General features: G+C 63.0%; 21 protein-coding genes and 1 pseudogene. 9 read left to right on the forward strand and 13 right to left on the reverse strand.

From position 1 onward, the window contains the following. Nucleotides 1-129 precede the first annotated feature (129 nt). The 4 genes from FLG15_RS16090 to rluD are packed head-to-tail and all read right to left on the reverse strand — an operon-like array spanning nucleotide 130 to nucleotide 2,887. Entirely contained in the window at nucleotides 130-564 is a 435-nt protein-coding gene (locus FLG15_RS16090) for a thiol-disulfide oxidoreductase DCC family protein (RefSeq protein WP_057662452.1), read from the reverse strand. Beyond that, complete coding sequence (locus FLG15_RS16095; protein ID WP_007965341.1) at nucleotides 551-1,057, reverse strand: DUF4166 domain-containing protein; 507 nt, start codon at nucleotides 1,055-1,057, stop codon at nucleotides 551-553. Before FLG15_RS16095 ends, FLG15_RS16090 begins: the two co-directional genes overlap by 14 nt. 20 nt (nucleotides 1,058-1,077) lie before the next feature. Continuing rightward, a complete protein-coding gene (gene pgeF, locus FLG15_RS16100) occupies nucleotides 1,078-1,890 on the reverse strand; it encodes a peptidoglycan editing factor PgeF (RefSeq protein WP_057662458.1) in 813 nt (270 codons plus the stop codon). A gap of 1 nt (nucleotide 1,891) precedes the next feature. Then, nucleotides 1,892-2,887, reverse strand: a complete 996-nt coding sequence (gene rluD, locus FLG15_RS16105; protein WP_003488615.1) for a 23S rRNA pseudouridine(1911/1915/1917) synthase RluD — start codon at nucleotides 2,885-2,887, stop codon at nucleotides 1,892-1,894. A gap of 120 nt (nucleotides 2,888-3,007) precedes the next feature. On the opposite strand from rluD, the gene FLG15_RS16110 reads away from it, so the two are divergent. Both FLG15_RS16110 and FLG15_RS16115 read left to right on the forward strand, forming a co-directional pair. Continuing rightward, a complete protein-coding gene (locus FLG15_RS16110; RefSeq protein ID WP_005915798.1) occupies nucleotides 3,008-3,889 on the forward strand; it encodes an outer membrane protein assembly factor BamD in 882 nt (293 codons plus the stop codon). A gap of 284 nt (nucleotides 3,890-4,173) precedes the next feature. Then, nucleotides 4,174-5,151 (forward strand): hypothetical protein, encoded by a 978-nt coding sequence (locus FLG15_RS16115; RefSeq protein WP_057677781.1) that lies wholly within the window; start codon nucleotides 4,174-4,176, stop codon nucleotides 5,149-5,151. A gap of 18 nt (nucleotides 5,152-5,169) precedes the next feature. Here FLG15_RS16115 and FLG15_RS16120 read toward each other — a convergent pair whose 3' ends face one another. The 5 genes and pseudogenes from FLG15_RS16120 to sucC all read right to left on the reverse strand — a co-directional run bounded on the left by FLG15_RS16120 (nucleotide 5,170) and on the right by sucC (nucleotide 9,874). After that, complete coding sequence (locus FLG15_RS16120; RefSeq protein ID WP_057677780.1) at nucleotides 5,170-6,810, reverse strand: NAD+ synthase; 1,641 nt, start codon at nucleotides 6,808-6,810, stop codon at nucleotides 5,170-5,172. A gap of 22 nt (nucleotides 6,811-6,832) precedes the next feature. Beyond that, entirely contained in the window at nucleotides 6,833-7,204 is a 372-nt protein-coding gene (locus tag FLG15_RS16125) for an endonuclease domain-containing protein (RefSeq protein WP_057677779.1), read from the reverse strand. 64 nt (nucleotides 7,205-7,268) lie between these two features. Further along, nucleotides 7,269-7,631: pseudogene (locus tag FLG15_RS16130) on the reverse strand (hypothetical protein); the annotation flags it as partial. A gap of 173 nt (nucleotides 7,632-7,804) precedes the next feature. Continuing rightward, nucleotides 7,805-8,680, reverse strand: coding sequence for a succinate--CoA ligase subunit alpha (gene sucD, locus FLG15_RS16135; protein WP_150146785.1), 876 nt, complete (start codon nucleotides 8,678-8,680; stop codon nucleotides 7,805-7,807). A 24-nt stretch (nucleotides 8,681-8,704) separates the two neighbouring features. After that, nucleotides 8,705-9,874: an ADP-forming succinate--CoA ligase subunit beta gene (sucC, locus tag FLG15_RS16140; RefSeq protein ID WP_007965356.1), complete on the reverse strand. Its 1,170-nt coding sequence runs from the start codon at nucleotides 9,872-9,874 to the stop codon at nucleotides 8,705-8,707. Nucleotides 9,875-10,105: 231 nt separating this feature from the next. Between sucC and FLG15_RS16145 the strand changes: the two genes are divergently transcribed. Both FLG15_RS16145 and FLG15_RS16150 read left to right on the forward strand, forming a co-directional pair. After that, nucleotides 10,106-11,719, forward strand: a complete 1,614-nt coding sequence (locus tag FLG15_RS16145; RefSeq protein WP_007965357.1) for a sensor histidine kinase — start codon at nucleotides 10,106-10,108, stop codon at nucleotides 11,717-11,719. A 262-nt stretch (nucleotides 11,720-11,981) separates the two neighbouring features. Beyond that, nucleotides 11,982-13,436: a sigma-54-dependent transcriptional regulator gene (locus FLG15_RS16150; protein WP_170922314.1), complete on the forward strand. Its 1,455-nt coding sequence runs from the start codon at nucleotides 11,982-11,984 to the stop codon at nucleotides 13,434-13,436. A gap of 598 nt (nucleotides 13,437-14,034) precedes the next feature. On the opposite strand, the gene FLG15_RS16160 is transcribed toward FLG15_RS16150, so the two are convergent. The 4 genes from FLG15_RS16160 to FLG15_RS16175 form a co-directional block, all read right to left on the reverse strand. Beyond that, nucleotides 14,035-14,154, reverse strand: a complete 120-nt coding sequence (locus tag FLG15_RS16160) for a hypothetical protein (protein ID WP_057687107.1) — start codon at nucleotides 14,152-14,154, stop codon at nucleotides 14,035-14,037. 61 nt (nucleotides 14,155-14,215) lie between these two features. Next, complete coding sequence (locus tag FLG15_RS16165; protein ID WP_057687106.1) at nucleotides 14,216-14,335, reverse strand: hypothetical protein; 120 nt, start codon at nucleotides 14,333-14,335, stop codon at nucleotides 14,216-14,218. A 61-nt stretch (nucleotides 14,336-14,396) separates the two neighbouring features. Further along, nucleotides 14,397-16,130 carry a type IV-A pilus assembly ATPase PilB gene (gene pilB / locus FLG15_RS16170; RefSeq protein ID WP_061112147.1) on the reverse strand — a complete coding sequence of 578 codons (1,734 nt, stop codon included), beginning with the start codon at nucleotides 16,128-16,130 and terminating at the stop codon, nucleotides 14,397-14,399. A 133-nt stretch (nucleotides 16,131-16,263) separates the two neighbouring features. Beyond that, nucleotides 16,264-16,692: a pilin gene (locus FLG15_RS16175; RefSeq protein WP_057677883.1), complete on the reverse strand. Its 429-nt coding sequence runs from the start codon at nucleotides 16,690-16,692 to the stop codon at nucleotides 16,264-16,266. A gap of 340 nt (nucleotides 16,693-17,032) precedes the next feature. On the opposite strand from FLG15_RS16175, the gene FLG15_RS16180 reads away from it, so the two are divergent. The 5 genes from FLG15_RS16180 (at nucleotide 17,033) to FLG15_RS23550 (ending at nucleotide 25,766) form a co-directional block, all read left to right on the forward strand. Next, nucleotides 17,033-18,295, forward strand: coding sequence for a type II secretion system F family protein (locus FLG15_RS16180; RefSeq protein ID WP_057677885.1), 1,263 nt, complete (start codon nucleotides 17,033-17,035; stop codon nucleotides 18,293-18,295). A 6-nt stretch (nucleotides 18,296-18,301) separates the two neighbouring features. Beyond that, nucleotides 18,302-19,165: a prepilin peptidase gene (locus tag FLG15_RS16185; protein ID WP_003491180.1), complete on the forward strand. Its 864-nt coding sequence runs from the start codon at nucleotides 18,302-18,304 to the stop codon at nucleotides 19,163-19,165. Nucleotides 19,166-19,178: 13 nt separating this feature from the next. Beyond that, complete coding sequence (coaE, locus tag FLG15_RS16190; protein ID WP_022558665.1) at nucleotides 19,179-19,787, forward strand: dephospho-CoA kinase; 609 nt, start codon at nucleotides 19,179-19,181, stop codon at nucleotides 19,785-19,787. A 79-nt stretch (nucleotides 19,788-19,866) separates the two neighbouring features. Beyond that, nucleotides 19,867-20,954, forward strand: a protein-coding gene (locus tag FLG15_RS16195; protein WP_223842567.1) for an IS3-like element ISXcd1 family transposase whose coding sequence is annotated in 2 segments (ribosomal slippage) — nucleotides 19,867-20,119 and nucleotides 20,119-20,954 — 1,089 coding nt in all. Because the reading frame shifts where the segments join, the coding sequence is not laid out codon by codon here. Between the two features lie 255 nt (nucleotides 20,955-21,209). Beyond that, nucleotides 21,210-25,766, forward strand: coding sequence for an RHS repeat-associated core domain-containing protein (locus FLG15_RS23550; protein ID WP_370512604.1), 4,557 nt, complete (start codon nucleotides 21,210-21,212; stop codon nucleotides 25,764-25,766). Nucleotides 25,767-25,804 lie beyond the last annotated feature (38 nt).

Here is a 25,804-nt window from a genome sequence, read left to right on the forward strand (position 1 = left end):
GCTGAGGCCAGCCGAGCGAGGCGCAGCATCGCCCCGTCCCTGCGTAGGTTCGCGTTGCGTTGCGTTGCATCGCAATGCGATGCGATGCAGCGCACCTCAGGCCAGCGCCCCGATGCCGGGCGCACTGCGTCAGTCCAGAAACCGCGCGTGCTGCTCGGGCGTGGGCAGCAGGCAGTGATCGCTGCGGCCGAACCAGCGGTAACGATTGCGTGCGATCAGCCGGTAGCCGAGATCGCGCACGCGACGTGGGACCAGGCGCAGCACCCCACTCAGCCGCCAGAGTCCGCCCAATCCCGCAAGCACGCGCACGATCGCGTCGCTGTCGGTCCAGGCACCGGTGGCGTCCACCAGTAGAAACGACAGGGGGTCGTCTGGGTCCAGACCGTGCTGCTGCAACAGTGCGCGCCCGGCTTGCCCCTGCATGGCAGCAAAGCGATAGCGCCCACGCCGATCGTGGCGCAGCAGGAATTTGACCCAGCCATTGCAGAGCAGGCACACGCCGTCGAAGACGATGGTGGCGCGCCCCACAGGCGGCGCAGCAGGCGATGGATCAGCGCGGTTCAAGCCAGCCCTCGTAACGAATGAACGGTCCTACCAGCGGCAACTGCACGTCCACCAGAAACCCGTAACGGCCGTCGTCGGCATGCTCGCGGCAGCGCACCTGCCGGAACCAGCGTGCAGGCAACCGCATCATCCCGAACGCCCACACGCCGGTAGCCTGCCAATACAACGATTGCGCATCGGCCTGCAGCGAAAATTCAAAGCGCACCGCACCCAGGTGTTCGCGCAAGCTGTCGCCATGGCGCCATAGCCGCGAATGCATCGGCATGCCGTCAAAGCGCCGATGCCAGCGCTCGCCGTGCGTGTCGGCCAGAAAGTCCACTTCCACCGCCACCTCGCCGCTACGCGGCAGACGGCTCAGCAGCGCCAGCAACGGCACCAGCGCATGTCCACCGCGCTGAATCTGTGCGCGTCCGGCAAAGCGCTGCCGCTGCCGCACCGAGTGCAGCGCGCGCACTGGCGCAGGCAGTTGCGCGAACGCGTCCTGCCCCAGCACTTGGGCGAACAGGGGCGTGTTCAGGGGACAATCCAGGCCAGTGTGGCCATGCGTCCGCTGCGGCGATCGCGACGGTGCGAGAAGAAGCGTTGCGGCTCGGAAATGGTGCACAACCCGCCGCCATGCACCGCATCGGCCGGCACGCCGGCCTGCTGCAGCCGCTGGCGTGCCAGCGCATACAGATCCACCCGCCAGTGCCCCGGGCGCGTGGCGACAAACGCGCGTTGCGCCTGTGCATCGTGCGCAACGAAGGCGTCGAACACGTCCTCGCCGATTTCATACACCTGCGGTCCCGCGGCCGGCCCCAGCCAGGCCACCAGTCGCTGCGGTGGCGTCCGCATTGCGGCCATGCTGCGCTCCAGCACGCCGTCGGCCAGCCCGCGCCAGCCGGCATGCGCAGCAGCAACTTCGCTGCCATCGACGGCGGCGAACACGACCGGCAGGCAATCGGCCGTGAGGATTGCCAGTACCACGCCAGGCGCCGACGTCACTGCAGCATCGGCGACCGGTTCGTGCGCGCCTGGTCGCTGATCCGCCGCGCGCTCGGCGGAATCGGGCGCAGCGGGTGGTGCATCCAGCCGCACCACGTCCACGCCATGGACCTGCCGCAGCCAATGCGGCGTGCTCGGCAGCTGCAGGGTCGCGGCCAGCAGCGCTCGGTTGCGCTCCACCTGCTCGGGCACATCGCCTTCGGCGCTGTTGCGGTTACCGAGGTTGAGCGTGTCGAACGGCGGCAGCGAGCCGCCCAGACAGTGACGCAGCGTGGTCAGCGCACGGATGCGCGGCGGCGCCGGCCAGTCGGCTGGCAGGATGAAGGCCGCAGCCATGGACATCTCAGCGGCGTGCCAGCTCGGCGGCGCGTGCGCTGTCTTCGCGCAGCACAGTCATCAGGCGCTGCAGATCGGCCGGCACCGGCGCGCTGGCCCGGACCGGCTCGCCGCTGACCGGATGCAGGAATTCCAGGGTTTCAGCGTGCAGCGCCTGGCGCTTGAAGGTGCGCAATTCGTGCACCAGCTCATCGGTGGCGCCCTTGGGCAGCTTGAGCGCGCCGCCGTACAGCGGGTCGCCGACGATTGGCGATTTCAGGTGCGCCATGTGCACGCGGATCTGATGGGTACGCCCGGTTTCGAGCCGACATTCCAGCGCGGTGTGCGCACGGAAGCGCTCGCGCAGGCGGTAATGCGTGACCGCATCGCGGCCATCGTCGCGTACCGCCATCTTCAGGCGGTCGCGCGGGTGGCGATCGATCGGGGCATTGGCGGTGCCGCCGGAGACCAGCGCGCCCACCACCACGGCCAGATACTGGCGATGCACCTCGCGCGCGGACAGCTGCTCCACCAGCGCGGTCTGCGCCTGCACGGTGCGCGCTACCACCATCACGCCGCTGGTGTCCTTGTCCAGGCGATGCACCACCCCGGCGCGCGGCACCGAGGCCAGCGCCGGGTCGCGGAACAGCAGCGCATTGACCAGGGTCCGGTCCGGATTACCGGCGCCCGGATGCACCACCAGGCCGGCCGGCTTGTCGATCACCAGCACCTGCTCGTCTTCGTACAGCACGCTCAGCGGGATGTCCTGCGGCGCAGCGTGGGTCTGGGTTTCCAGCACCACCTGCACCTGCACGCTCTCGCCACCGCGCAAGGTATCGCGCGGGCGCGCCATTTCGCCGTCCAGCAGCGCATCGCCGGACTTGATCCATTCCGACAGCCGCGAGCGCGAAAATTCCGGGAACAGCTCGGCCAGCACTGCGTCGAAACGGCGTCCGGCGGCGTTGTCGGGCACGATCGCCTGGCGGATGGACGGGTCGAGGGGTTCGGCAGATGGGTCGGACATGGACACGGGCACTCGGGCAAAAGCGGGAATTTGGGGGTCCGGGCGGCGGGAGTCAGTCGCCGGACAGGCCACTAGGCTATCATCGCGCTTTCGTTTTCCTGATGCGTCCTGCCCAGACCCATGATCCGACGGTCCACGTTTTCCGCGCCTGCGCGCCTGATTGCCCTCATGCTGGTCATGGCGTTCGTCGTCACCGGCTGCCACCGCGGCGCCAAGGACAAGAATCCCGACGAGGGCATGCCGGTCGAGCAGCTCTACGGCAAGGGTCATAACCTGATGGAGAAAGGCAACTGGGCCGGCGCCGAAGCCAGCTACAAGCGCCTGATCGCCCAGTACCCGTATGGCCCGTACACCGAGCAGGCGATGATCGAAACCGCCTACGCCCAGTACAAGGCCGGCAAGCACGACGACGCCGTCTCCAGCGTCGACCGCTTCATCCGTACCTACCCGACCCACCGCAACATCTCGTATCTGTACTACCTGCGCGGGCTGGCCAACAGCAACCGCGACACGGTGTTCCTGCGCCGCGTGTGGTCGCTGGACCCGAGCCGCCGCGACCTGTCTTCGCCGCAGCAGGCCTACAACGATTTCAATACCGTCACCGATCGCTACCCCAACAGCCGTTACGCCGCCGACGCACGCAAGCGCATGATCGAGTTGCGCGACATCTTCGCCCAGCATGAATTGGACAACGCGCTGTACTACCTGCGCCGCGATGCCTGGGTGTCGGCCGCCGGTCGTGCCAACTACCTGCTCGAAACCTATCCGCAGAGCGCCTTCCAGTACGACGCGGTCGCAGTGCTGGCCGAGGCCTACACGCACCTGGGCAACAAGACCTTGGCAGCCGACGCACGCCGCGTGCTGGAGCTCAACGACCCGCAGCACCCGTGGCTGACCGGCAACTGGCCGAAATACCCGTGGGCCATCCGCAAGCTCAACCCGTTTGCCGGCGAAAAATCCGCCGCGACCGGGCAAAGCAATTCGCAGATGAATCGCGACTGAGACATCAGGCGCAGCGCATGACCAAAGAGAGGCCGAAAGGCCTCTTTTTTGTTGTGGCGACGATGACGGCAGCACGGCAAGTGCAGTACCGACGACAACACGGCGGCGATTGCCGACGCCGACGCACCTACAGCCTTCAGTCGCTTCCCCCGCGCACGATGCATTGCCGGAGTCGCGCGTGCATCCTGGAACCGGCCCCAGGTCACCAAATGCCCCCGGGCCCCCTGTCTATACTCATCCCCAACCAGCTCCGACTCCCTGCGAGCGCCAGCCAAGGAAGCCGCATGTCTCGTGCCATCATCGCTTTGCTGCTCATGCTCTCGCTGGCTGCCGTGACCGTCAGCGCCACCGCAGCCCCCATCGTCTACGGCGTCAACGCGCACGACAGCCGTCCCGGCTATGCCATGACCCAGGCCGAGGCACGCTTCAAACTGCTGGCAGCGCGCAACCTGCGCAGCTACCGGTTCGATGTCGACCCGCGCGACTACGCAACGCTGGATGCGCTAGTTCCCTTGGCGCGCAAGTACGGCATCACCCTGCGCCCGATGGTCTACCCGATGTCGCGCGAGATCGGTTACCAGCTGGCACGCCGCTATGCGGCAGACATCAAGGTCTGGGAAATCGGCAACGAACAGGATCTGGTGCGCGCCGAAGCCGATACCCGCATCGCCGCAATGACCACGATGTATCTGGGCATGCGCCAGGCTTCCGACGAACTGGGCGCAGGCCTGCGCTTCACCATCAACATCACCGCCTGCAATAGCGACGATCGCAGCGCCAACGCGCGCTGCCCGGGCGATCGCAACGGCTCGCTGTGGTTTCTGGCAAAAGCCAAGGCGGCCGGCTTCGACTTCGACCACATCAGCTTCCACTACTACGCGTTCTACCAGGATGCCGGCTACTGGACGGACTTGTATCTGGGCCAGCTGCGCACTGCCGCACGCACCTACAACACCTCGATATTCTTCAACGAGCTGAACTGTGCGGAGATTTATACAGGCAGCACCACTGGGGGCACCGCAGGTGATCGGGGCTGTTACGACAGCCTGGCGCAGCTGTTGCGCAACGTGCGTGACAACTACGCCGACGTGGTGGCCGAGGTGAACGTCTATGAGTTAGTGGACCAGGCCACCATCCAGGGGCCCGAAGGCCATTTTGGCCTGATGTACGACCTGGCCCGACCAAAGCCGCCCCTGGATCTGCTCACGCGGTTCGCCCAGCCGCCGGCCACCGCAGCGGCAGCCACTGCGTCAGCCGAGTGACCGGATTAGCCGTTCGGACTACTGCCCGCGATACCCGTTGGTGATCGGATAGCGCCGTTCGCGACCGAATGCACGCCGCGACACCTTGGGCCCGGGCGCGGACTGATGGCGCTTCCACTCGTTGAGCCGTACCAGGCGCAGCACATGCTCGACGGTATCGGCCGCATAGCCTGCCGCAACGATGTCGTCGCGCGACTGCTCCTGATCGACGTAGCGATACAGGATGCCGTCGAGCACATCGTACGGCGGCAGCGAATCCTGGTCAGTCTGGTTGTCGCGCAACTCCGCCGACGGCGGGCGCGAAATCACCGCCGGCGGAATCACCGGCGCGCCGCCGACGGTGTTGCGCCATTTCGCCAGGCCGAACACCTCCGTCTTGTACAGGTCCTTGAGCGGCGCATAGCCACCGCACATGTCGCCATAGATGGTGGCGTAACCCACTGCGTATTCGCTCTTGTTACCGGTGGTCAGCACCAGCCCGCCGAACTTGTTCGACAGCGCCATCAGGATCACGCCACGGCTGCGCGACTGCAGGTTTTCTTCGGTGATGTCCGGCTGTGTGCCTTCGAACATCGGCCCCAGCGAGCCGAGCAGGCCTTCGAAAGCCGGCTCGATCGCGATGGTCTCCAGCTTCACGCCCAGCGCGAGACATTGCTCGTCGGCCAGGTCGTTGGACAGGTTCGCGGTGTAGCGCGACGGCAGGCGCACGGCGGTCACGTTGTCGCCGCCCAGCGCATCCACCGCCATCGCCAACACCAGTGCCGAGTCGATGCCGCCGGACAAGCCCAGCCAGACCTTGCTGAAGCCGTTCTTGCGGCAATAGTCCTGCAGCCCGCGCACCACCGCGCGCCAGGCCAGCGCGTCCATGCTCTCGTCGCCGTCGTCCACCCACACCACCGGAGTGAAGCTGCGCTCGCCGGCCGCGTAGTCCACCACCAGCCACTGGTCCACAAAGGCTGCAGCGGCGGGATGCACGGTGCCGTCGCCATCGGCCACCACCGAGGCGCCATCGAACACCAGTGCATCCTGCCCGCCCACGACGTTGAGATAGGCAATCGCCGCCCCGCTCTCGCGGGTGCGTTCGGCCAGCAATGCATCGCGTTGCGCATGCTTGCCGCGCTCGTAGGGCGAGGCGTTGGGCACCAGCACCAATTCCGCGCCCGCCCGTACCGTGTTGGCCAACGGCTCGGCGAACCAGAGGTCTTCGCAGATCACCACGCCCACCCGCACGCCCTTGACCGTGACCACGCAGTTCTCGCCATCCGGGTCCACGTCGAAATACCGACGCTCGTCGAACACCGCATAGTTGGGCAGTTCGCGCTTGCGGTAGGTGGCTTCGATTCGCCCGTCGCGCAACACGCTGGCGGCGTTGTAGACCACGCTGCCGGCGCTTTGCGGCCAGCCGACCACCGCCACGATGCCGCGCGTGGCCGCCGCAATCCGTGCCAGCGCCTGTTCGCAATGAGCGAGGAATCCCGGCCGTAACAGCAAGTCTTCCGGCGGATACCCGCTGATCGCCAATTCGGGAAACAGCACGATGTCGGCCTCGAACTCGTCGCGCGCCGCTGCGATGTATTCGATGATGCGATCGGTATTCTGCGTCACGCCGCCGACCGGGAAGTCGAACTGGGCCATGGCGATGCGGAGGGTCTGGGACATATCGGCAGCCTTTTGCAGATTCCTACCGAACGCCGGAAGGAGGAAGAGAGAAGCGGGCAACGCATAGCCGCTGCGCAATCGCGTCGCAGACAGCGTCGGTGCGCACCAGCACTTCATTATTCCAGAAGCGCAGCAGCTGGAAGCCTTTTCGGTGCAGGAAGGTCTCGCGCGCGGCATCGGAGGACGCATCCAGGTGTTGGCTGCCGTCAAGTTCGACGATCAGCGCCCGTTCCAGGCAGGCGAAATCGGCGACATACGGGCCGACCGGACACTGCCTGCGGAACTTGAATCCCAACAGCCGCCGATCGCGCAGGCGGTACCAAAGCAAACGCTCGGCAGCGGTCATCTCGCGCCGCAAGGTTTTTGCAAAGCGGATCTTCTCACCGGTGCGCATCGGAAGCACCCAGGTCTGGGGAGCTCACAGCTTGGTGTGGAGCGCCACGGATCGCTATCGGCTGCGGCCGTCGGGGAGTGTGGGGAAAGCCGCCCTCACCCCTGCCCCTCTCCCGCAAGCGGGAGAGGGGAAATCCAAGACGAAAGGCAGGCGGTGGATCGGTCTGCTTCTGCGTCTGCTGCTTCTGCGTCTGCTGCTTCTGCGTCTGCTGCTTCTGCGTCTGCTGCTTCTGCGTCTGCTGCTTCTGCTGCTGCTTCTGCTGCTTCTGCTGCTGGTGCTGGTGCTGGTGGTGCTAGTGCTGGTGGCGCTGCTGGTGGCGCTGGTGCTGGTGCTGGTGCTGTTGGTGTTGGTGTTTGTGGTGTTTGTGCTGTTGGTGTTTGTGCTGTTGGTGTTTGTGCCGGTGCCGGTGCCGGTGCCGGTGCCGCAAAGTTGCAGCTCTTATCGCCCCGACACTCACACCTGCGCTCGTCACTCCCTTCTCCCGCGTGCGGGAGAAGGTGCCCGAAGGGCGGATGAGGGCAAGCTCCCGCGCACCAACAACAAAAAAGGCCGCCCGAAGGCGGCCTCTCTGACGCTCACACGCTTGCGCGCGGGGCGTGCTTACTTCACCAGCGCTGCGATCGCCGCACCCAGATCGCCCGGCGAACGGACGGTCTTGACGCCAGCGGCTTCCATCGCCGCGAACTTGCCTTCGGCCGTGCCCTTGCCACCGGACGCGATCGCACCAGCGTGGCCCATGCGCTTGCCGGCTGGCGCGGAGGCACCGGCGATGAAGCCGACGACCGACTTCTTGACGTGGTTCTTGATGTACTCGGCACCGGCTTCCTCGGCGTCGCCGCCGATCTCGCCGACCATGATGATGCCTTCGGTCTGCGGGTCTTCGTTGAACAGCTTGAGGCAGTCGACGAAGTTCAGTCCGTTGATCGGGTCGCCGCCGATGCCGATGCAAGTGGACTGGCCCAGGCCGACTTCGGTGGTCTGCTTGACCGCTTCGTAGGTCAGCGTGCCCGAACGCGACACGATGCCGATCTTGCCCGGCTTGTGGATGTGGCCCGGCATGATGCCGATCTTGCATTCGCCCGGGGTGATCACGCCGGGGCAGTTCGGCCCGATCAGCACGGTGTCCGGATGCGAGCGGGTCAGCACGTTCTTGACGCGCAGCATGTCCAGCACCGGGATGCCTTCGGTGATGCAGACGATGACCTTGATGCCGGCCGCAGCCGCTTCCAGGATCGCGTCGGCCGCATACGGCGGCGGCACGTAGATCACCGAGGCGTCGGCGCCGGTGGCCTCGACCGCGTCGGCGACGGTGTTGAACACCGGCAGGTTGATATGGGTGGTGCCGCCCTTGCCGGGCGTCACGCCGCCGACGACCTGGGTGCCGTACTCGACCATCTGAGTGGCGTGGAAGGTGCCCTGCTGGCCGGTAAAGCCCTGCACGATCACCTTGGTGTTCTTGTTAATCAAAACGGACATGGATAATTCCTTCGGTGTCGTGGATCAGGCGGCGTTCTTGACAGCTTCAACGACTTTCTTGGCACCGTCGTTGATGTTGTCGGCCGGGATGATGGCCATGCCGCTGTCGCGCAGCAGCTGCTTGCCTTCTTCCACGTTGGTGCCTTCCAGGCGCACCACGACCGGAACCTTGACGCCCACTTCCTTGACCGCGGCGATGATGCCTTCGGCGATCATGTCGCAGCGGACGATGCCGCCGAAGATGTTGACGAAGATGCCTTCGACCTTGTCCGAGGACAGGATCAGCTTGAACGCCTCGATGACGCGCTGCTTGTTCGCACCGCCGCCCACGTCCAGGAAGTTCGCCGGCTCGCCGCCATTGAGCTTGATCACGTCCATGGTGGCCATGGCCAGGCCTGCACCATTGACCATGCAGCCGATGTTGCCGTCCATGGTGACGTAGTTGATGTCCAGCTCAGACGCGGTCACTTCGGTCTCGTCTTCCTGCGTCTTGTCGCGCATGGCGACCAGCTGCTTCTGACGGAACGCGGCGTTGTCGTCGCTGTCGAACTTGCCGTCCAGCGCGTACAGGTTGCCGTCGTCCAGGATCGCCAGCGGGTTGATTTCAACCAGCGCCAGGTCCTTTTCGTTGAACAGGCGATACAGGTTCACCATGATGCTGGCGAACTGGCCGGCCTGCTTGGCGTTCAGGCCGAGCTTGAAGCCGAAATCGCGGCCGTGGTAGCCCTGCACGCCTTCGACGAAATCCACATTGAGCGCGTGGATCAGCTCAGGGGTTTCGGCCGCCACCTGCTCGATCTCCACGCCGCCCTCGCTGGAGGCGATGTAGGTGATGGTCTTGGTCCCGCGGTCGACCAGGATCGACAAGTACAGCTCCTTGACGATCTCACCGGCCGTGGTGACCAGCACCAGGTTGATCGGCAGCTCGACGCCGGCGGTCTGGTAGGTGGACATCTTGGTGCCGAGCATCTTGGCTGCTGCGGCCTTCACATCGTCGGTGGTCTTGCAGAACTTGACGCCGCCAGCCTTACCGCGGCCGCCCGCGTGGATCTGCGCCTTCACCATCCAGGGGCCATTGCCCAGGGAATTGGCGACTTCAACCGCTTCGTCCGGGGTCGCCGCGACCTTGCCGGCCGGAACGGGGATGCCGTACTCGGCAAGCAGCTGTTTTGACTGGTATTCGTGGAAATTCATGCGTCACCGTGGGAAAAGGAAACGACCGCTGCGTGCAACGCAGACCGCCGGGGCGGCACGTCATGGGACGCGAACGGGCCGCCTATTGTGGCCGACCACGCCGTGCGGCGCAAAATTCGACGGGATTGGCCGCCCGATCGCAGCGCTTGCGCGCCGGCCGACTCTGTGCGCAAGCGCTGCGCAGACCGCGCACCTGCCTATACTCGCGGCTCGCTCCAGCGGGGAATCGGCTTGGCATCCATCGCATCGCTCATCGCCCGGATCCAGTCCGCGCCGCAGCGCGAGCTGTACTTTTTCTCGCTGTACCGGGTGCTGGTGGCCGGCCTGATCGCCGCACTGGTGTTCAGCCCCTTGTCCGACGCCATCCCCGAGCCGCGCTACCCGCGCCTGGCCGCCGGCGTGGCGATCGGCTACCTGTGCATGGCGATCCCGCTGCTGTTCTGGGGCCGCGGCGAACGCCGCCTCACCCCGACCGTGCTGTGCGCGGTAATGGCCGACATCCTTGCCGCCACCCTGGCCACGCACGCGCTGCCCGGTGCCAGCGCCGGGATTGCGATGATGCTGCTGTTCAACGTGGCGGCCGCCTCCATCCTGCTGCGGCTGCGCTACGGCATGAGCATCGCGGTACTCGCCAGCGCCGCCATCCTGCTGGAATACCTGTGGACCCTGCTCGAAGGCGGCGGCGCCACCCGGCCGGTGGCGGAGCTGGCAATGTTTGCCACCAGCTACGTCGCGGTGGCCTTCATCTGCGAACAAATCGCCGCGCGCGCCCGTCGCAACCAGATGCTGGCCGAAGAACGCGGCGCCCAGGTCGCCAATCTGTACGAGATCAACGAGCTGATCATCCGGCGCATGCGCACCGGCGTGCTGGTGGTGGATACCCACAACCATATCTCGTTGGCCAACGAAGCGGCGCTGAGCTTGCTGGGCGATGGCGACCAGCGCACCCCGTCCACCGACCTGTCGCTGGTGGCGCTCACCCCGGAACTGGCGCGCCGGCTGCAGCGCTGGCGCAGCGGCTGGCGCGAGGAAGAAGCGCCGCTGCAACTCGGCGCCGACCGCCCGGAAGTGCAGCCGCGCTTCGTGCGCCTGCTTGCCGACAGCGACCTGGCGCTGGTGTTTCTCGACGACGCCACGGTGGTGTCGCGCCGTGCCGAGTCGCTGACCCTGTCGGCCATGGGGCGCTTTTCGGCCAGCCTGGCGCACGAGATCCGCAACCCGCTAGCCGCCATCAGCTACGCCTCGCAGTTGCTGGAGGAATCGCCGGACATCGGCGATGCCGACCGCCGCCTGCTGCAGATCATCCACCAGCAATGCCAGCGCACCAACGGCATCGTCGAAAGCGTCCTCGCGCTGGCGCGCCGGGAACGCGCCACCCCGGACAATCTGGACCTGGCCGCATTCGTGCGCCGCTTCGTGGTCGAATACCGCCAGACCTTGTCGATGGAAACCGACATCCTGGAGGCCGGCATCCAGGGGAGCTCCGTGCATGCCTTGGTCGACCCCAAGCACCTGCATCAGATCCTCACCGCGCTGGTGCACAACGCACTCAAGTACGGCCGGGTGATGGACGAACCGGCACGGGTCAAGCTGCACGTCGAACGCCTCGAGCGCAAGGCAGTGATCGATGTGATCGACCGCGGCCCAGGCATCCCCGACGCCGTGGCGGCACAACTGTTCCGCCCGTTCTACACCACCTCCGAACACGGCACCGGCCTGGGCCTGTACATCGCCCAGGAACTCTGCCGCGCCAACCAGGCGCAACTGGACTACGTCGCGGTCCCCGGCGGCGGCGCGTGCTTCCGGATCTCGTTGCAAGGCCCCAACGGATTGCTCGGCAAGTGAGTGCTCGGCTGTCGGCTGAGCGGGATGCCTGATGTGGCGATATCTAGCAGAGCGTTACTTGTTCGATAGAACGCGTTGCAATTGGCGAAGACGCAAACGCCACGCGGCACCTGGTTCGCAGGCCTTACCGGCTTGCGCCCCCCCCGCTAACCAGACGCGTTTGGCAACACAGCACATCGACAGCTGCGAATCGCCGACCGGCATCGGCGCCTTGCAAACGCGCTGAAAGCAGCAACGATGCGCGCGCGCAGCAGGTGAATCGTTGGGCCACCACCTGCTCGACAATTGTCGACCATCATCACGCTGGGCTATCGTGCGTCCCATGAACGAACCCAAAAGCGCCCTGGTTGTCGATGACGAGCGTGATATCCGCGAGTTGCTTGTTCTCACCCTGGGCCGCATGGGCCTGCGCATCAGCACCGCTGCCAACCTGGCCGAGGCGCGCGAGTTGCTGGCCAACAATCCCTACGATTTGTGCCTGACCGACATGCGTTTGCCTGACGGCAACGGCATCGAACTGGTCACCGAAATCGCAAAACACTATCCGCAGACGCCGGTGGCGATGATCACCGCGTTCGGCAGCATGGACCTGGCCGTGGAAGCACTGAAAGCCGGCGCCTTCGATTTCGTCAGCAAGCCGGTCGACATCGGCGTGCTGCGCGGCCTGGTCAAGCACGCGCTGGAATTGAACAACCGCGACCGCCCTGCTCCGCCACCGCCGCCACCGGAACAGGCCAGCCGCCTGCTCGGCGACTCCAGTGCCATGGAAAGCCTGCGCGCCACCATCAGCAAGGTCGCGCGCAGCCAGGCGCCGGTCTACATCGTCGGCGAATCGGGTGTGGGCAAGGAGCTGGTCGCACGCACCATCCACGAACAAGGCGCACGTGCCGCCGGCCCGTTCGTACCGGTCAACTGTGGCGCCATTCCCGCCGAACTGATGGAAAGCGAATTCTTCGGCCACAAGAAAGGCAGCTTCACCGGCGCGCATGCCGACAAGCCCGGGCTGTTCCAGGCCGCGCATGGAGGCACGCTGTTTCTGGACGAAGTGGCCGAATTGCCGTTGCAGATGCAGGTCAAGCTGCTGCGCGCCATCCAGGAAAAGTCGGTGCGCCCGGTCGGCGCATCCAGCGAATCGCTGGTGGATGTGCGCATCCTCTCGGCCACCCACAAGGACCTGGGCGACCTGGTCTCCGACGGCCGCTTTCGGCATGACCTGTACTACCGCATCAACGTGATCGAGTTGCGTGTGCCGCCGCTACGCGAACGCGGTGGCGACCTGCCGCAGCTGGCCGCTGCCATCATCGCACGCCTGGCGCACAGCCACGGCCGCCCCATTCCGCTGCTGACCCAATCTGCGCTCGACGCATTGAATCACTACGGCTTCCCCGGCAACGTGCGCGAACTGGAAAACATCCTCGAACGCGCCCTGGCCCTGGCCGAAGACGACCAGATCAGCGCTACCGACCTGCGCCTGCCTGCGCACGGCGGCCACCGTCTGGCCGCCCCCCCAGGAGGCGCCGCGGCCGAACCGCGCGAAGCCGTGGTCGACATCGACCCCGCCTCGGCCGCGCTGCCGTCCTACATCGAACAACTGGAACGCGCCGCGATCCAGAAGGCGCTGGAAGAAAACCGCTGGAACAAGACCAAGACTGCTGCGCAGTTGGGCATTACGTTTCGGGCGCTGCGTTACAAGCTGAAGAAGCTGGGGATGGAGTAGAAGAGCCGGGAATCGAGATTGGGGAATCGGGAATCGTAAAAGCGCAGTCGCCGGCCTCGATGGCCTGTGTGGGAGACACTGCGATGGACTGGCTCATGCGTCAGCTCCCGATCGTCGGCTGCAACGCTCGACGCTGTTGTCCACACAAAACAGCCTGGAACGTACGGGTCCGCAAGCTGTTCCAATTCCCTAATCCATAATCCCTAATCCCTAATCCCGATTCCCGATTCCCAGCCCTTCGTCCTTGGTTACTCGATTGATTTCCGCCAGGCCGGTCACCCAATGCGCAGCCCCCATCAACGCCGACTGGCGCAAATCGCCGATACCGACCTTCTGCGCCGCATCAGCGATCTACATCGCAGTGCAGCCCTCTTCTCCCGCTTGCGGGAGAAGGTGCCCGGAGGGCGGATGAGGGCGCTTAGTCCCTCGTCATACGATTGATCTCAGCCAGGCTGGTGACCAATGCGCAGCCGTCATCAACGCCGACTGGCGCAAATCGCCGATACCGATCTTCTGCGCTGCATCGGCGACCTGCATCGCAGTGCAGCCCTCTTCTCCCGCTTGCGGGAGAAGGTGCCCGGAGGGCGGATGAGGGCGCTTAGTCCTTCTTCACACGATTGATCTCGGCCAGGCTGGTCACCCAATGCGCAGCCGTCATCAAAGCCGACTGCCGCAAATCGCCGATACCTATCTTCTGGGCTGCATCGGCGATCCGCATCGCAGTGCAGCCCTCTTCGCCCGCTTGCGGGAGAAGGTGCCCGGAGGGCGGATGAGGGCGCTTAGTCCTTCGTCACACGATTGATCTCGGCAAGGCTGGTGACCCAATGCGCAGCCCCCATCAACGCCGACTGGCGCAAATCGCCGATACCGACCTCCTGCGCCGCATCAGCGATCTGCATCGCAGTGCAGCCCTCTTCTCCCGCTTGCGGAAGAAGGTGCCCGAAGGGCGGATGAGGGCCTTTAGTCCTTGGTGACCCGGTTGATCTCTGCCAGGCTGGTCACCCCATTCGCAGCCTTCATCAGCGCCGACTGACGCAAATCGCGGATACCGATCGCCTGCGCGGCTTCGGCGATCTGCATTGCATTGCCGCCTTCCAGCACGATCGCACCGATCTCGTCGGTCATCGGCATCACCTGGTAGATACCGGTACGCCCCTTGTAGCCTTCGGTGCACTCATCGCAGCCAACCGCCTCATACAGCTCTATCCCTGCGGCAAGCTGGGCAGGCGTGAATCCTTCGGCCAGCAATGCGTTATCAGGCAGGGTCGACTTGCGCTTGCAGTTGTTGCACAACCGCCGCGCCAGCCGCTGCGCGATGACCAGGGTCACCGACGAGGTGATGTTGTACGGCGCGATGCCCATGTTCATCAGACGGGCGATGGTCTGCGGCGCATCGTTGGTGTGCAACGTCGACAGCACCATGTGACCCGTCTGCGCCGCCTTGATCGCAATCTCGGCCGTCTCCAGGTCACGGATTTCGCCGACCATGATGATGTCCGGATCCTGTCGCAGGAACGAGCGCAAGGCTGCCGCGAAGGTCATGCCACGCTTGTTGTTCTGCTGCACCTGGTTGACGCCAGGCAAGCGGATTTCGACCGGGTCCTCCGCGGTGGAGATATTGCGCGTCTCGTCGTTGAGAATTCCCAGCGCCGTATATAACGACACCGTCTTGCCCGAGCCGGTCGGCCCGGTCACCAGCACCATGCCATAGGGCTTGTGGATCGCCTCCAGGAACAACTTCTGCTGGTCCGCCTCATAGCCCAGCTTGTCGATGCCCAGCTTGGCCGCGCTGCCGTCCAGGATACGCAGCACCACTTTTTCACCGAACAGGGTCGGCAAGGTGCTGACACGGAAGTCGATCTGCTTGGTCTTGGACAGGTTGAGCTTGATGCGCCCGTCCTGCGGCACCCGCTTCTCGGCGATATCCAGCTGCGACATCACCTTCAAGCGCGCCGCGATGCGCTGGTTCAGCTTCACCGGCGCCTTGGCCACGTTCTTCAACAGGCCATCGATGCGCAAGCGCACCCGGTAGTCGTCTTCATACGGCTCGAAATGGATGTCCGACGCTCCCCGCCGGATCGCATCCACCAGCACCTTGTTGACGAACTTCACCACCGGCGTGTCGTCACCCTTCGCATCGACCCCGGAATCCCCGCCGGCGCCCATGTCCTCGTCGCCAGCCGAAACGTCCAGATCCCCCATCTCCTCGTCGTCGTTGCCAAGCGACGAACCCAACGACGCGTTGCTGGCCTGCCACTGTTCGAGCGTCCGGCGGATCTGATCCTCGTCGACAAGAATGGCTTCGACCACCAGGTTCGTATGGAACTTGATGTCGTCCAGCGCCCGGGTCTGGGTCGGGTTGCTCACCCCCACGAACAACCGGTTGCCGCGCTTGAACAGCGGCAGCACTTGATGCTTCTGGAGCAATTCCTCGCTGACCAGCTTCACCGCGTTTTGGTTGGCGTCGAATGCCGACACGTCCAGTAGTGGCATGCCGAACTCGACTGCATTGGCAGCGGCCAATTGAGACGCTGAAACCAGCTTTTTCTCGGAGAACCATTGGGGAAGCGGAATCTTCGCCGCCGCGGCTTGGTCCATTGCGGTACGGGCACTTGCCTCATCCAGTGCTCCATCCTGCACCAAACGGCGTGCAATGCCTGTAATTCCCACTAAGTTCGCCGCGACTGCACTCATCACAATCTTCCCAATTTAGAGTAACAGTACTTTACTACTTCCTATCTTTTCGCCAACAGAAAGACAAAAAACCAAGCCCGCATCTGCGGGCTTGGCAAATAGCTTAGCTGTAGCTGCGATACAAATCAGCAGATTAGGTGCGGCATTCAGCCGGACGATACTTGGCAACCAAGGTGCCACCCTTGCAATCCCACGAAATGCGATCGGTAGGAACGGTGCCGGAAGTCAGCGCAGCGCCGTTAGCGGTGGGAGCAAAAATGATCGTGCCGCCGCCGGCCTTATCGGTAGTGGTCACAGTAATATTGCCCGTAGCGGCAGCAACGGCTACGCTGGCAACATTATTGGTCGCCGTAGGAGGGGTCCACCCGCTATTCAGGGCAGAGCCGTTGGCGGCATTTTCGGCCACCACCGTCTTGGCGGCAGACGCGGCAACCATCGCTTCAGAGACGCGGCCGCGAACGGTGTAGTCCTGGTAGGCCGGCAACGCGATGGCAGCAAGGATTGCGATGATCGCGACAACGATCATCAGTTCGATAAGGGTAAAGCCGTTTTGCTTCTTCATAGATGCATCCCCAAGAGGTTGTGGTAATCGAGGCGGACTAGGTGTGTTGGAACCGGTCCGCGGTGGTCGTGCAAGTGGGATCAAGCAGGTTACGTGCCAACTTCGCACCAACCCCAGATGTATCCCTGAGAGCAATGATTGCAGACGTTCTGGGGATTGGAAGCGTGAATTTCCATAATTGCGACCCCCCATGCAAAGTGACGCTCCCTGTCACTTTCAGCCCCATTTGATGCACATCCTGAGGCCCACACTTCTCCTTCATGACCAAATGCCCGGCCTGCTCAAACGCGCTATCATGCTGCTAGCTCCGGCCTGGGGATGGCCGATGGGGGAATTCGAAATGTCTGTCGCACGCAACGCCATCAAGAAGCAAACTGCGGATCGTAGCACCGTTCAACAGCTACAGCTGTTCCTTTGGGAAGGAACTGACAAACGCGGGATCAAGATGAAAGGCGAACAGACTGCTCGCAACATGAACATGTTGCGGGCGGAGCTTCGCCGCCAGGGTATCAATCCATCGATAGTCAAGCTTAAGCCTAAGCCGTTGTTCGGTGCTGCAGGCAAGAAAATCACGCCAAAAGACATCGCTTTTTTCAGCCGCCAGATGGCGACCATGATGAAATCGGGGGTGCCGATTGTAGGCTCGCTCGAGATCATCGGTGAGGGTCACAAAAACCCGCGGATGAAAAAGATGGTGGGTCAAGTGAGAACGGATATTGAGGGAGGCTCCTCCCTTTACGAATCAATCAGCAGACATCCGGTTCAGTTTGACGAGCTCTACCGAAACCTTGTAAGAGCAGGTGAGGGTGCAGGCGTCCTGGAGACAGTGCTAGATACGGTTGCCACTTACAAAGAAAATATAGAAGCACTAAAGGGCAAGATCAAAAAGGCCCTATTTTATCCAGCCATGGTTATTGCAGTCGCCCTGATTGTCAGCGCCATCCTCCTCATCTTTGTCGTCCCTCAATTTGAGGAGGTTTTTAAAGGTTTTGGTGCCGAGCTACCTGCTTTTACTCAAATGATTGTGGGAGCCTCACGCTTCATGGTGAGCTATTGGTGGATTATGTTCTTCGTCATAGCAGGCGCCATCGTCGGATTTGTCTTTGCTTATAAGCGTTCGCCAAGCATGCAGCACACTATGGACAGGCTGATATTGAGAGTACCTGTCATAGGTCAAATCATGCATAACAGTTCGATTGCGCGTTTCGCGCGCACCACCGCTGTTACCTTCAAAGCCGGCGTCCCACTGGTAGAGGCATTAGGCATTGTTGCGGGCGCCACTGGGAACCGCGTTTACGAAGATGCTGTACTCCGCATGCGTGACGACGTATCCGTGGGATACCCTGTCAACATGGCGATGAAACAGGTAAACCTTTTTCCACACATGGTCATTCAAATGACCGCGATTGGCGAAGAAGCGGGCGCGCTAGACTCGATGCTTTTCAAGGTAGCGGAATACTTCGAGCAGGAGGTTAATAATGCCGTGGATGCACTCAGCAGCCTGCTCGAACCAATGATTATGGTCTTCATTGGCGTTGTCGTGGGCGGCATGGTCATCGGCATGTATCTTCCGATCTTCAAACTCGGCGCAGTGGTTGGATAAGACGTAATGGCATTTCTCGACCAGCATCCCGGCCTCGGCTTTCCTGCCGCGGCCGGACTGGGACTGCTGATCGGCAGCTTCCTGAACGTGGTGATCCTGCGCTTGCCCAAGCGTATGGAGTGGCAGTGGCGACGGGATGCGCGCGAGATTTTGGAGCTGCCGGACATTTACGAGCCGCCACCGCCGGGGATCGTGGTGGAGCCCTCGCACGACCCGGTGACGGGCGACAAGCTCAAGTGGTGGGAGAACATTCCGGTCCTGAGCTGGGCGATGCTGCGCGGCAAGTCGCGCTACAGCGGCAAGCCAATCTCGATTCAGTATCCGTTGGTCGAGTTGCTCACCTCCATCCTGTGCGTCGCCAGCGTGTGGCGCTTCGGCTTCGGCTGGCAGGGCTTCGGCGCGATCGTGTTGAGCTGCTTCCTGGTGGCGATGTCGGGCATCGACCTGCGTCACAAGCTGCTGCCGGACCAGTTGACTCTGCCGCTGATGTGGTTGGGTCTGGTCGGCTCGATGGACAACCTGTACATGCCGGCCAAGCCCGCGCTGCTGGGCGCGGCAGTTGGCTATGTATCGCTATGGACGGTGTGGTGGCTGTTCAAGCAGCTCACCGGCAAGGAAGGCATGGGCCATGGCGACTTCAAGCTGCTGGCCGCGCTAGGTGCGTGGTGCGGGCTGAAAGGCATCCTGCCGATCATCCTGATCTCTTCGCTGGTCGGCGCCATCCTCGGCTCGATCTGGCTGGTCGCCAAGGGCCGCGACCGCGCCACCCCCATCCCGTTCGGCCCCTACCTGGCCATTGCCGGCTGGGTGGTGTTCTTCTGGGGCAACGACCTGGTGGACGGCTACCTGCACTTCGCAGGCCTGCGTTGACCCTGGCGCGACGATGAGTGATTTCATCGTCGGCCTTACGGGCGGCATCGCGTCCGGCAAGAGCGCGCTAGCCGCGGAGTTCGAGAAACTGGGTGTACCGGTGATCGATGCGGATGTGGTTGCGCGGCAGGTTGTGGCACCGGGGCCGATCCTCGACGCCATTGCTGCGCACTTCGGGGATAGCGTTTTGCTCCCCGACGGAACCTTGAACCGACAAGCGCTACGCTACCGCGTCTTTGCAGACACCGCGCAACGGCAAGCGCTCGAAGCCATCACCCACCCGGCCATCCGCAGAGAACTGCAGCGCGCAGCGCTGGCTGCACAGGGCCCCTATGCAATTGTCGCAATCCCCCTGCTCGCCGAAGCCGGTGGGCGCGCCACCTATCCCTGGCTAGATCGCATCCTCGTCGTCGACGTACCAGTCGCCTTGCAACACGAACGCCTGATGCAACGCGACGGAGCGACGGCCGAACTCGCCGATCGCATGATTGCTGCGCAGGCAACGCGGGAGCAGCGGCTGGCCATCGCCGATGATGTCGCCTGCAATCACGGCGTTTTAGAGCAGTTGTCGCAGGTGGCACGCGGATTGGACGTGGACTATCGTGCACGCGCCAACCCTTAGGCCTTTGTGCGGTAATCCCCCCACAGGTTAGCTGACGCCAGAAGTGGAATTTTCTCGTACCCTTTTCCGAGGAGGTTCCATGAAGACATCCCGCTTCACCGACAGCCAGATCATTGCCGTCCTCAAGCAGGCCGAGGCCGGCACGCCCGTGCCGGAGTTGTGCCGGGAACACGGCATCAGCTCGGCGACGTTCTACAAGTGGCGCAGCAAGTTCGGCGGCATGGACGCATCGCTGATGTCCCAGCTCAGGGAGCTGCAGGACGAGAACCGGCGCCTGAAGAAGATGTACGCCGATGCCCAGCTCAGCGCCGACCTGCTGAAGGAGGCGATGGCAAAAAAATGGTGAGGCCATCTCAACGCCGGGAGATGGCCCGATGGGCCGTAGATGGTGGCCACACGAACATCCGGCATGCCTGCCGGACCTTTGCGGTGAGCGAGACCTGCTTTCGCTATCAAGCCAAGGCCAGCGAGGAGAACGCCCGGATTGCCGATTGGCTGGTGCGGTTGACCACAACCTATCGTGATTGGGGGTTCGGCCTGTGCTTTCTGCACCTGCGCAACGTGAAGGGCTTTGGCTGGAATCACAAGCGGGTGTACCGCATCTATCGGGAGCTGGAGTTGAACCTGCGGATCAAGCCGAAGAAGCGGCTGGTGCGCGAGCGGCCAGAGCCGTTGGCGGTGCCGGAGACGATCAACCAGGTCTGGTCGATGGATTTCATGCACGACCAGCTGGCCGACGGCCGCAGCTTCCGGTTGTTCAATGTGCTCGATGACTTCAACCGTGAGGGTCTGGGCATCGAGGTCGACTTATCGCTGCCATCGGCCCGGGTGATCCGCTCGTTGGAACAGATCATTGACTGGCGCGGCAAGCCAAACGCCATTCGCTGCGACAACGGCCCGGAGTACATCAGCGGCGCGCTGCTAGCTTGGGCACAGCAGCGCGGGATTCGGATCGAGCACATCCAGCCAGGCAAGCCGCAGCAGAATGCCTATGTCGAACGTTACAACCGCACCGTCCGCTACGCCTGGCTGGCCACAACGTTGTTCGACACCATCGAGCAGGTTCAGGACAAGGCCACGCGCTGGCTATGGACGTACAACCATGAGCGCCCCAACATGGCGCTCGGCGGTATCACGCCAGCAATGAAATTGGCGATGGCCGCCTAGCTCCACTTTTGGCGAACGCTCAAAGCGGGGGGATTACCGTGCATCGGCACTTGCTTATGCGCTATGCGTAATATATCGATCGCCCAACTGATCAGACATGGTTGTAGCGATCGCTGCAGAGCGCCGAGAGTGCACTGATGCGATCACAGAAAGCACTGCAATGCTCTCCATTAGCAGCCATGCTTTACGATAAGCTCCCGCCTGTGCAGGCGCGACTAAGATGACCTGCAGACATTCTCCAAGGAGTTGGACGCGATGCAGGACGTGCAGAGGCGAGCCCCGGGATACGGGAGCAAGTGGTTCGGGATGTTGTTGGCCATTGTGGTGACGTGTGTTTCTCTCATTCCTACGATACAGATCGCCCACGCCTATGACTCGGGCGTCTGCAATGCAGGGACGCGCTTGTGCGATCAAGGCCAGGCTTATCTCAATGCCATCAAGGAAGGAAACGAAGCAATCTGCATTGGCGGCGGGATAAATACACACGCCAGCTTGGTACTCGACCTAGCCTATGATCAGCGCTACCAAGCGGTAGTTCAGTGCTACAGAGCGTTTGATAACTTTACCAGCGAATCTGGTTTAGGCGAAAGCTTTTATCCCCTAAAGTGCAGCGCCAGACCGACATTCACCCCTGCTGCCGACAGTAATGGCAACCTATGCCAGGAAGGCTGCGAATATACGGTCAGCAACAACGGCGGCCAGCCGGTCGCCACGCCAAACGGGGCGGTCTGCTCGCCACCGCCACCGCTCGATCCCGGCAAGAACAATGGCTGTTGCGAAGGGAGCACTGGTCCGACCACCGCCGGCAATCCGGCCAATGTGTTCACCGGAACCAAGCTCGAAACGGCGGCCGACTACCGTGCGCCAACAGGGCATCTGGAATTCGTCCGGTATTACAGCAGTGCCGTCGGCCTGCAGCCCACCAGCGCGCTCGGCAACACCTGGCGCCATAGCTACGTCCGGACCATCACCGTCACCGATGCATCGACGCTGATCCTGACGCGCCCCAACGGTAACTTCTACACGTTCAAGAAGTCCGCCAATGGCACATGGACACCGGACTGGGATGTGCGCGAAACGCTTTCCGAAGTGCAAGACAACGGGACACTGACTGGATGGCAGGTGACTGCCACCGACGACAGCAAAGAGCAGTTCGATCTGGACGGCAAGCTGACCGGCATCAGCTACACCGATGGCGAGCAACTCACCCTGACTTACGCCGGCCGCCAGTTGCAATCGGTGACGGATACGCGTGGCCGTCGCCTGCTATTTGCCTACCAAGCAGACAGGATCACACAAGTCGGACTCCCCGATGGAATGGTGCTGGCCTACGGCTACGACTCCCAGGCGCGGTTGAGGTCGGTGACCTTGCAGACAGCTGCCGGAGCGGTGGCGTCGGCTATCGCCGGGTATGACTATGGCAATGCGCGCTTTCCGGATGCACTGACCATCCACCGCGATGAGCAGGACCAGGTGTATGCCTCGTGGACCTACGATGCGCAGCAACGCGTCGTACGCAGCGTGCATGGCGATCCGACCGGCAAGATCGACGAGGCCACTATTGCCTACTCGGGGAACACTTCCACAGTCTCCAATGCGCTCGGCAATGCAGTAACGCGCACTGGCATCTCCAAGCTTGGCCAGGCCAAGGTCACCGCCGTCCAGGGCTTGTGCCCCGAATGCACGGTTGGGGCGTTCAAATCGCGCAGCTACGACGGCAACGGCTACCCCGACCAGGAAGTCGATTTTGCAGGCGTCACCACCGATTGGAGGTACAACAACCGTGGCTTGTTGGCCAGCAAGATCGAAGCGGACAACAGCAGTGGCGGCCAGAAGCGCACGCTGCAGACGGACTGGCATCCCAGCTTCCGTGTTCCCACCGACCGGCGCACCTATGATGCCAATGATGTCCTGGTCGCAAGGACGAGCTGGACCTACAACACCAGGGGTCAAGCACTGACCGTATCGCGGACGGATCCAAGCGGAGGTCCTACCCGCGTCACCACCCAGCGCTACTGCGAAGACAGCGATATTGCTGCCGGCAATTGTTCCTTGCCCGGCTTGCTGTTGGCCAGCGATGGCGCACGCACGGATATCACGGATAGCACCAGCTACACCTACTACCTTGCCAACGACGCCAGTTGCACGGCATCGGCGAGTACGTGCCCGCACCGCAAAGGCGACCGATGGAAAGTCACCAACGCCCTCGGCCAGACCACCGAATACCTCGCCTACGACGGCGCTGGCCGCCCGCTGTCCATCAAGGACGCCAACGGCATCGTCACCGACTACACCTATCACCCGCGCGGTTGGCTGACGGCCACCAAGGTGCGCGGCGCCGATGCCTCCAGCGAGGCCGATGACCGCATTACCCGCATCGACTACTGGCCCACCGGCCTGGTCAAGCAGGTCACCCAGCCCGATGGCGCGTTCACTGCCTTCACCTACGATGCGGCGCATCGGCTGACCGACATTACCGACAACGCGGGCAATACCGTCCACTACACGCTCGACAACGCCGGCAATCGCATCAAGGAAGACACCAGCGATGCGTCGGGCACGTTGAAGCGCACGCTCTCGCGCGTCTATAACCAGCTCGGCCAGCTCAAGACGCAGGCCACTGCCGCCAGCGACCCGACCGACTTCGCGTACGACGCCAACGGCAATGCCACCACCGTGACCGATGCGCTGGCAACCGCGACGCAGAACGAGTACGACCCGCTCAATCGCCTGTCGCGCACGCTGCGGGATGTCGCCGGCATCAAGGCCGACACGAAGTTCGAATACGACGCACTCGACAACCTGACCAAGGTCACCGACCCCAAGGGCTTGAACACCACCTACGACTACAACGGGTTTGGCGATCTGGTGAAACTCACCAGCCCGGACACCGGCGTCACCAGCTACACCTACGACAGCGCCGGCAACCGCGCCACCCAGACCGACGCGCGCGGCAACACCACCGCCTACAGCTACGACGCGCTCAATCGCCCGACCAAGGTCACCTACCCCACCACCAGCCTCAACGTCACCTACACCTACGACGCGACGCAGACGGCCTGCGCCAGCGGGGAGACGTTTTCGATCGGCCGCCTGACCAAGATGCAGGACGGCGGCGCCATCACCCAGTACTGCTACAACCGCTTCGGCGACTTGGTGCGCAAGGTGCAGACCAGCAACGGCACCGCGTTGGTGCTGCGTTACGACTACACCATTGGCGGCCAGTTGCGGCGGATGACCTATCCCGACGGGGCGGTGGTCGATTACGTGCGCAATGCACAAGGCCAGACCACACAAATTGGCGTCACGCCTGCTGGTGGTAGCCGTCAGCTACTGCTGGGCAATGCCAGCTACTACCCGTTTGGCCCGGCTGCCGGCTGGACCTACGGCAACGGCCGCACCCTCACCCGCCAGTACGATCTGGACTACCGCCCGCAGGCGATCCAGGACACCCGCCCGGGCGGTCTTGACGTAGGCTTCGGCTTCGACCCGGTTGGCAACCTCACCGCGCTGACGCCCGCAGGCAACACCACACCGGAAATCAGCCTGGGCTACGACGCGCTGGGCCGCCTGACCGGCCTAAAGGACGGCCGCACCGGCACACTGATCGACGGCTACAGCATTGATGCCACCGGCAACCGCCTCAGCGCCAAGGTCGGCACGGCCACGCAGATCTATAGCTATCCCACCGACAGCCACCGCCTCAGCGCCGTGGCCGGCGTCGCACGTACATACGATGCCACCGGCAACACCACCGCCATCGGCGGCACCGCGCGCCAGTACACCTACGACACCACCGGCCGCATGACCCAGGCTCGCCGCGCCGGCGCGGTGACCATGAACTACCGCTACAACGGCCGTGGCGAGCAGGTGCGCCGCTTCCTCGGCACCACCGATACCTACACGCTCTACGACGAAGCCGGCCACTGGCTGGGCGATTACGACAGCAACGGCGTGCCCAAGCAGCAAGCGATCTGGCTGGATGACCTACCGGTCGGCCTGCTCGCCAACGCCAACAAACTGCACTACATCGAACCGGACCACTTGGGCAGCCCGCGCGTGGTGATCGACCCCACCCGCGATGTGGCGGTGTGGACATGGAGCTTGAAGGGCGAAGCTTTCGGCAACACCGCGCCGAATCAAGATCCTGATGGGAATGGTGCGGCGCTGGTCTTGGATATGCGGTTCCCGGGGCAAAAATATGACGCTGCAAGCGGGGTCTTTTACAATTATCAGCGTTATCTCGATTCCGGGGTGGGGCGATACGTACAGTCCGACCTCATTGGACTTCGGGGCGGCGTGAGCACTTATGGCTATGCGCTTCAATCCCCATTGATGAATTCTGACCCTTATGGCTTAGCGACTTGGAAAGGATCAACGTATAGCGTAGGGGCCGGTGCTGCATATTATGGGGGGAATATCGATTTTTACCAGGTTACTTCGCCGTGCCCCGGCGGCGGATTCGCGTCTGCATATGTAATGGCATTAGCTGCGGCGGGTGGGGTCGGCTCGCAGGGGTCCATGACGGGCTCACAAGTTGAGCTTAACGATTCGAACGGCGTGCCTGATCCTGAAATTTTTCGCGGTGCTTATTCGAAAGTAGGCTTCGGATCAATAGCATTTGGACTGGGTCATCAGGTATATCAAAAAATTTCAATTGGGGGCGCAACTTCAACTTGGTTTAATTTTGGCAATGGTGCTGACTCAAGTGGGTGGAATCAATCTCAAGGTGGATTCGATGCAACGTTGTATGGTGTTGCGGCGGGCTTTACTGTGCTTCTAGAGCAAAAAAAATGTGAGTGCACCCAATGATGCCTTGGATTCAGATGGTTTTAGGGTTGATTGCAGTA

The organism is Xanthomonas phaseoli pv. dieffenbachiae, assembly GCF_008639345.1.
Taxonomy (GTDB): Bacteria; Pseudomonadota; Gammaproteobacteria; order Xanthomonadales; family Xanthomonadaceae; genus Xanthomonas; species Xanthomonas phaseoli.

What these genes read in the sequence shown, in the direction of transcription:
- FLG15_RS16120 (WP_057677780.1), bottom strand. Translation starts at nt 6,810, where the DNA reads ATGTCCCAGACCCTCCGCATCGCCATGGCCCAGTTCGACTTCCCGGTC.
- FLG15_RS16160 (WP_057687107.1), bottom strand. Translation starts at nt 14,154, where the DNA reads ATGCGGATCGCCGATGCAGCCCAGAAGATAGGTATCGGCGATTTGCGG.
- pilB (WP_061112147.1), bottom strand. Translation starts at nt 16,130, where the DNA reads ATGAGTGCAGTCGCGGCGAACTTAGTGGGAATTACAGGCATTGCACGC.
- FLG15_RS23550 (WP_370512604.1), top strand. Translation starts at nt 21,210, where the DNA reads ATGCAGGACGTGCAGAGGCGAGCCCCGGGATACGGGAGCAAGTGGTTC.
- FLG15_RS16165 (WP_057687106.1), bottom strand. Translation starts at nt 14,335, where the DNA reads ATGCAGATCGCTGATGCGGCGCAGGAGGTCGGTATCGGCGATTTGCGC.
- FLG15_RS16175 (WP_057677883.1), bottom strand. Translation starts at nt 16,692, where the DNA reads ATGAAGAAGCAAAACGGCTTTACCCTTATCGAACTGATGATCGTTGTC.
- pgeF (WP_057662458.1), bottom strand. Translation starts at nt 1,890, where the DNA reads ATGTCCATGGCTGCGGCCTTCATCCTGCCAGCCGACTGGCCGGCGCCG.
- rluD (WP_003488615.1), bottom strand. Translation starts at nt 2,887, where the DNA reads ATGTCCGACCCATCTGCCGAACCCCTCGACCCGTCCATCCGCCAGGCG.
- FLG15_RS16115 (WP_057677781.1), top strand. Translation starts at nt 4,174, where the DNA reads ATGTCTCGTGCCATCATCGCTTTGCTGCTCATGCTCTCGCTGGCTGCC.
- sucC (WP_007965356.1), bottom strand. Translation starts at nt 9,874, where the DNA reads ATGAATTTCCACGAATACCAGTCAAAACAGCTGCTTGCCGAGTACGGC.
- FLG15_RS16180 (WP_057677885.1), top strand. Translation starts at nt 17,033, where the DNA reads ATGTCTGTCGCACGCAACGCCATCAAGAAGCAAACTGCGGATCGTAGC.
- FLG15_RS16185 (WP_003491180.1), top strand. Translation starts at nt 18,302, where the DNA reads ATGGCATTTCTCGACCAGCATCCCGGCCTCGGCTTTCCTGCCGCGGCC.
- FLG15_RS16110 (WP_005915798.1), top strand. Translation starts at nt 3,008, where the DNA reads ATGATCCGACGGTCCACGTTTTCCGCGCCTGCGCGCCTGATTGCCCTC.
- sucD (WP_150146785.1), bottom strand. Translation starts at nt 8,680, where the DNA reads ATGTCCGTTTTGATTAACAAGAACACCAAGGTGATCGTGCAGGGCTTT.
- coaE (WP_022558665.1), top strand. Translation starts at nt 19,179, where the DNA reads ATGAGTGATTTCATCGTCGGCCTTACGGGCGGCATCGCGTCCGGCAAG.
- FLG15_RS16125 (WP_057677779.1), bottom strand. Translation starts at nt 7,204, where the DNA reads ATGCGCACCGGTGAGAAGATCCGCTTTGCAAAAACCTTGCGGCGCGAG.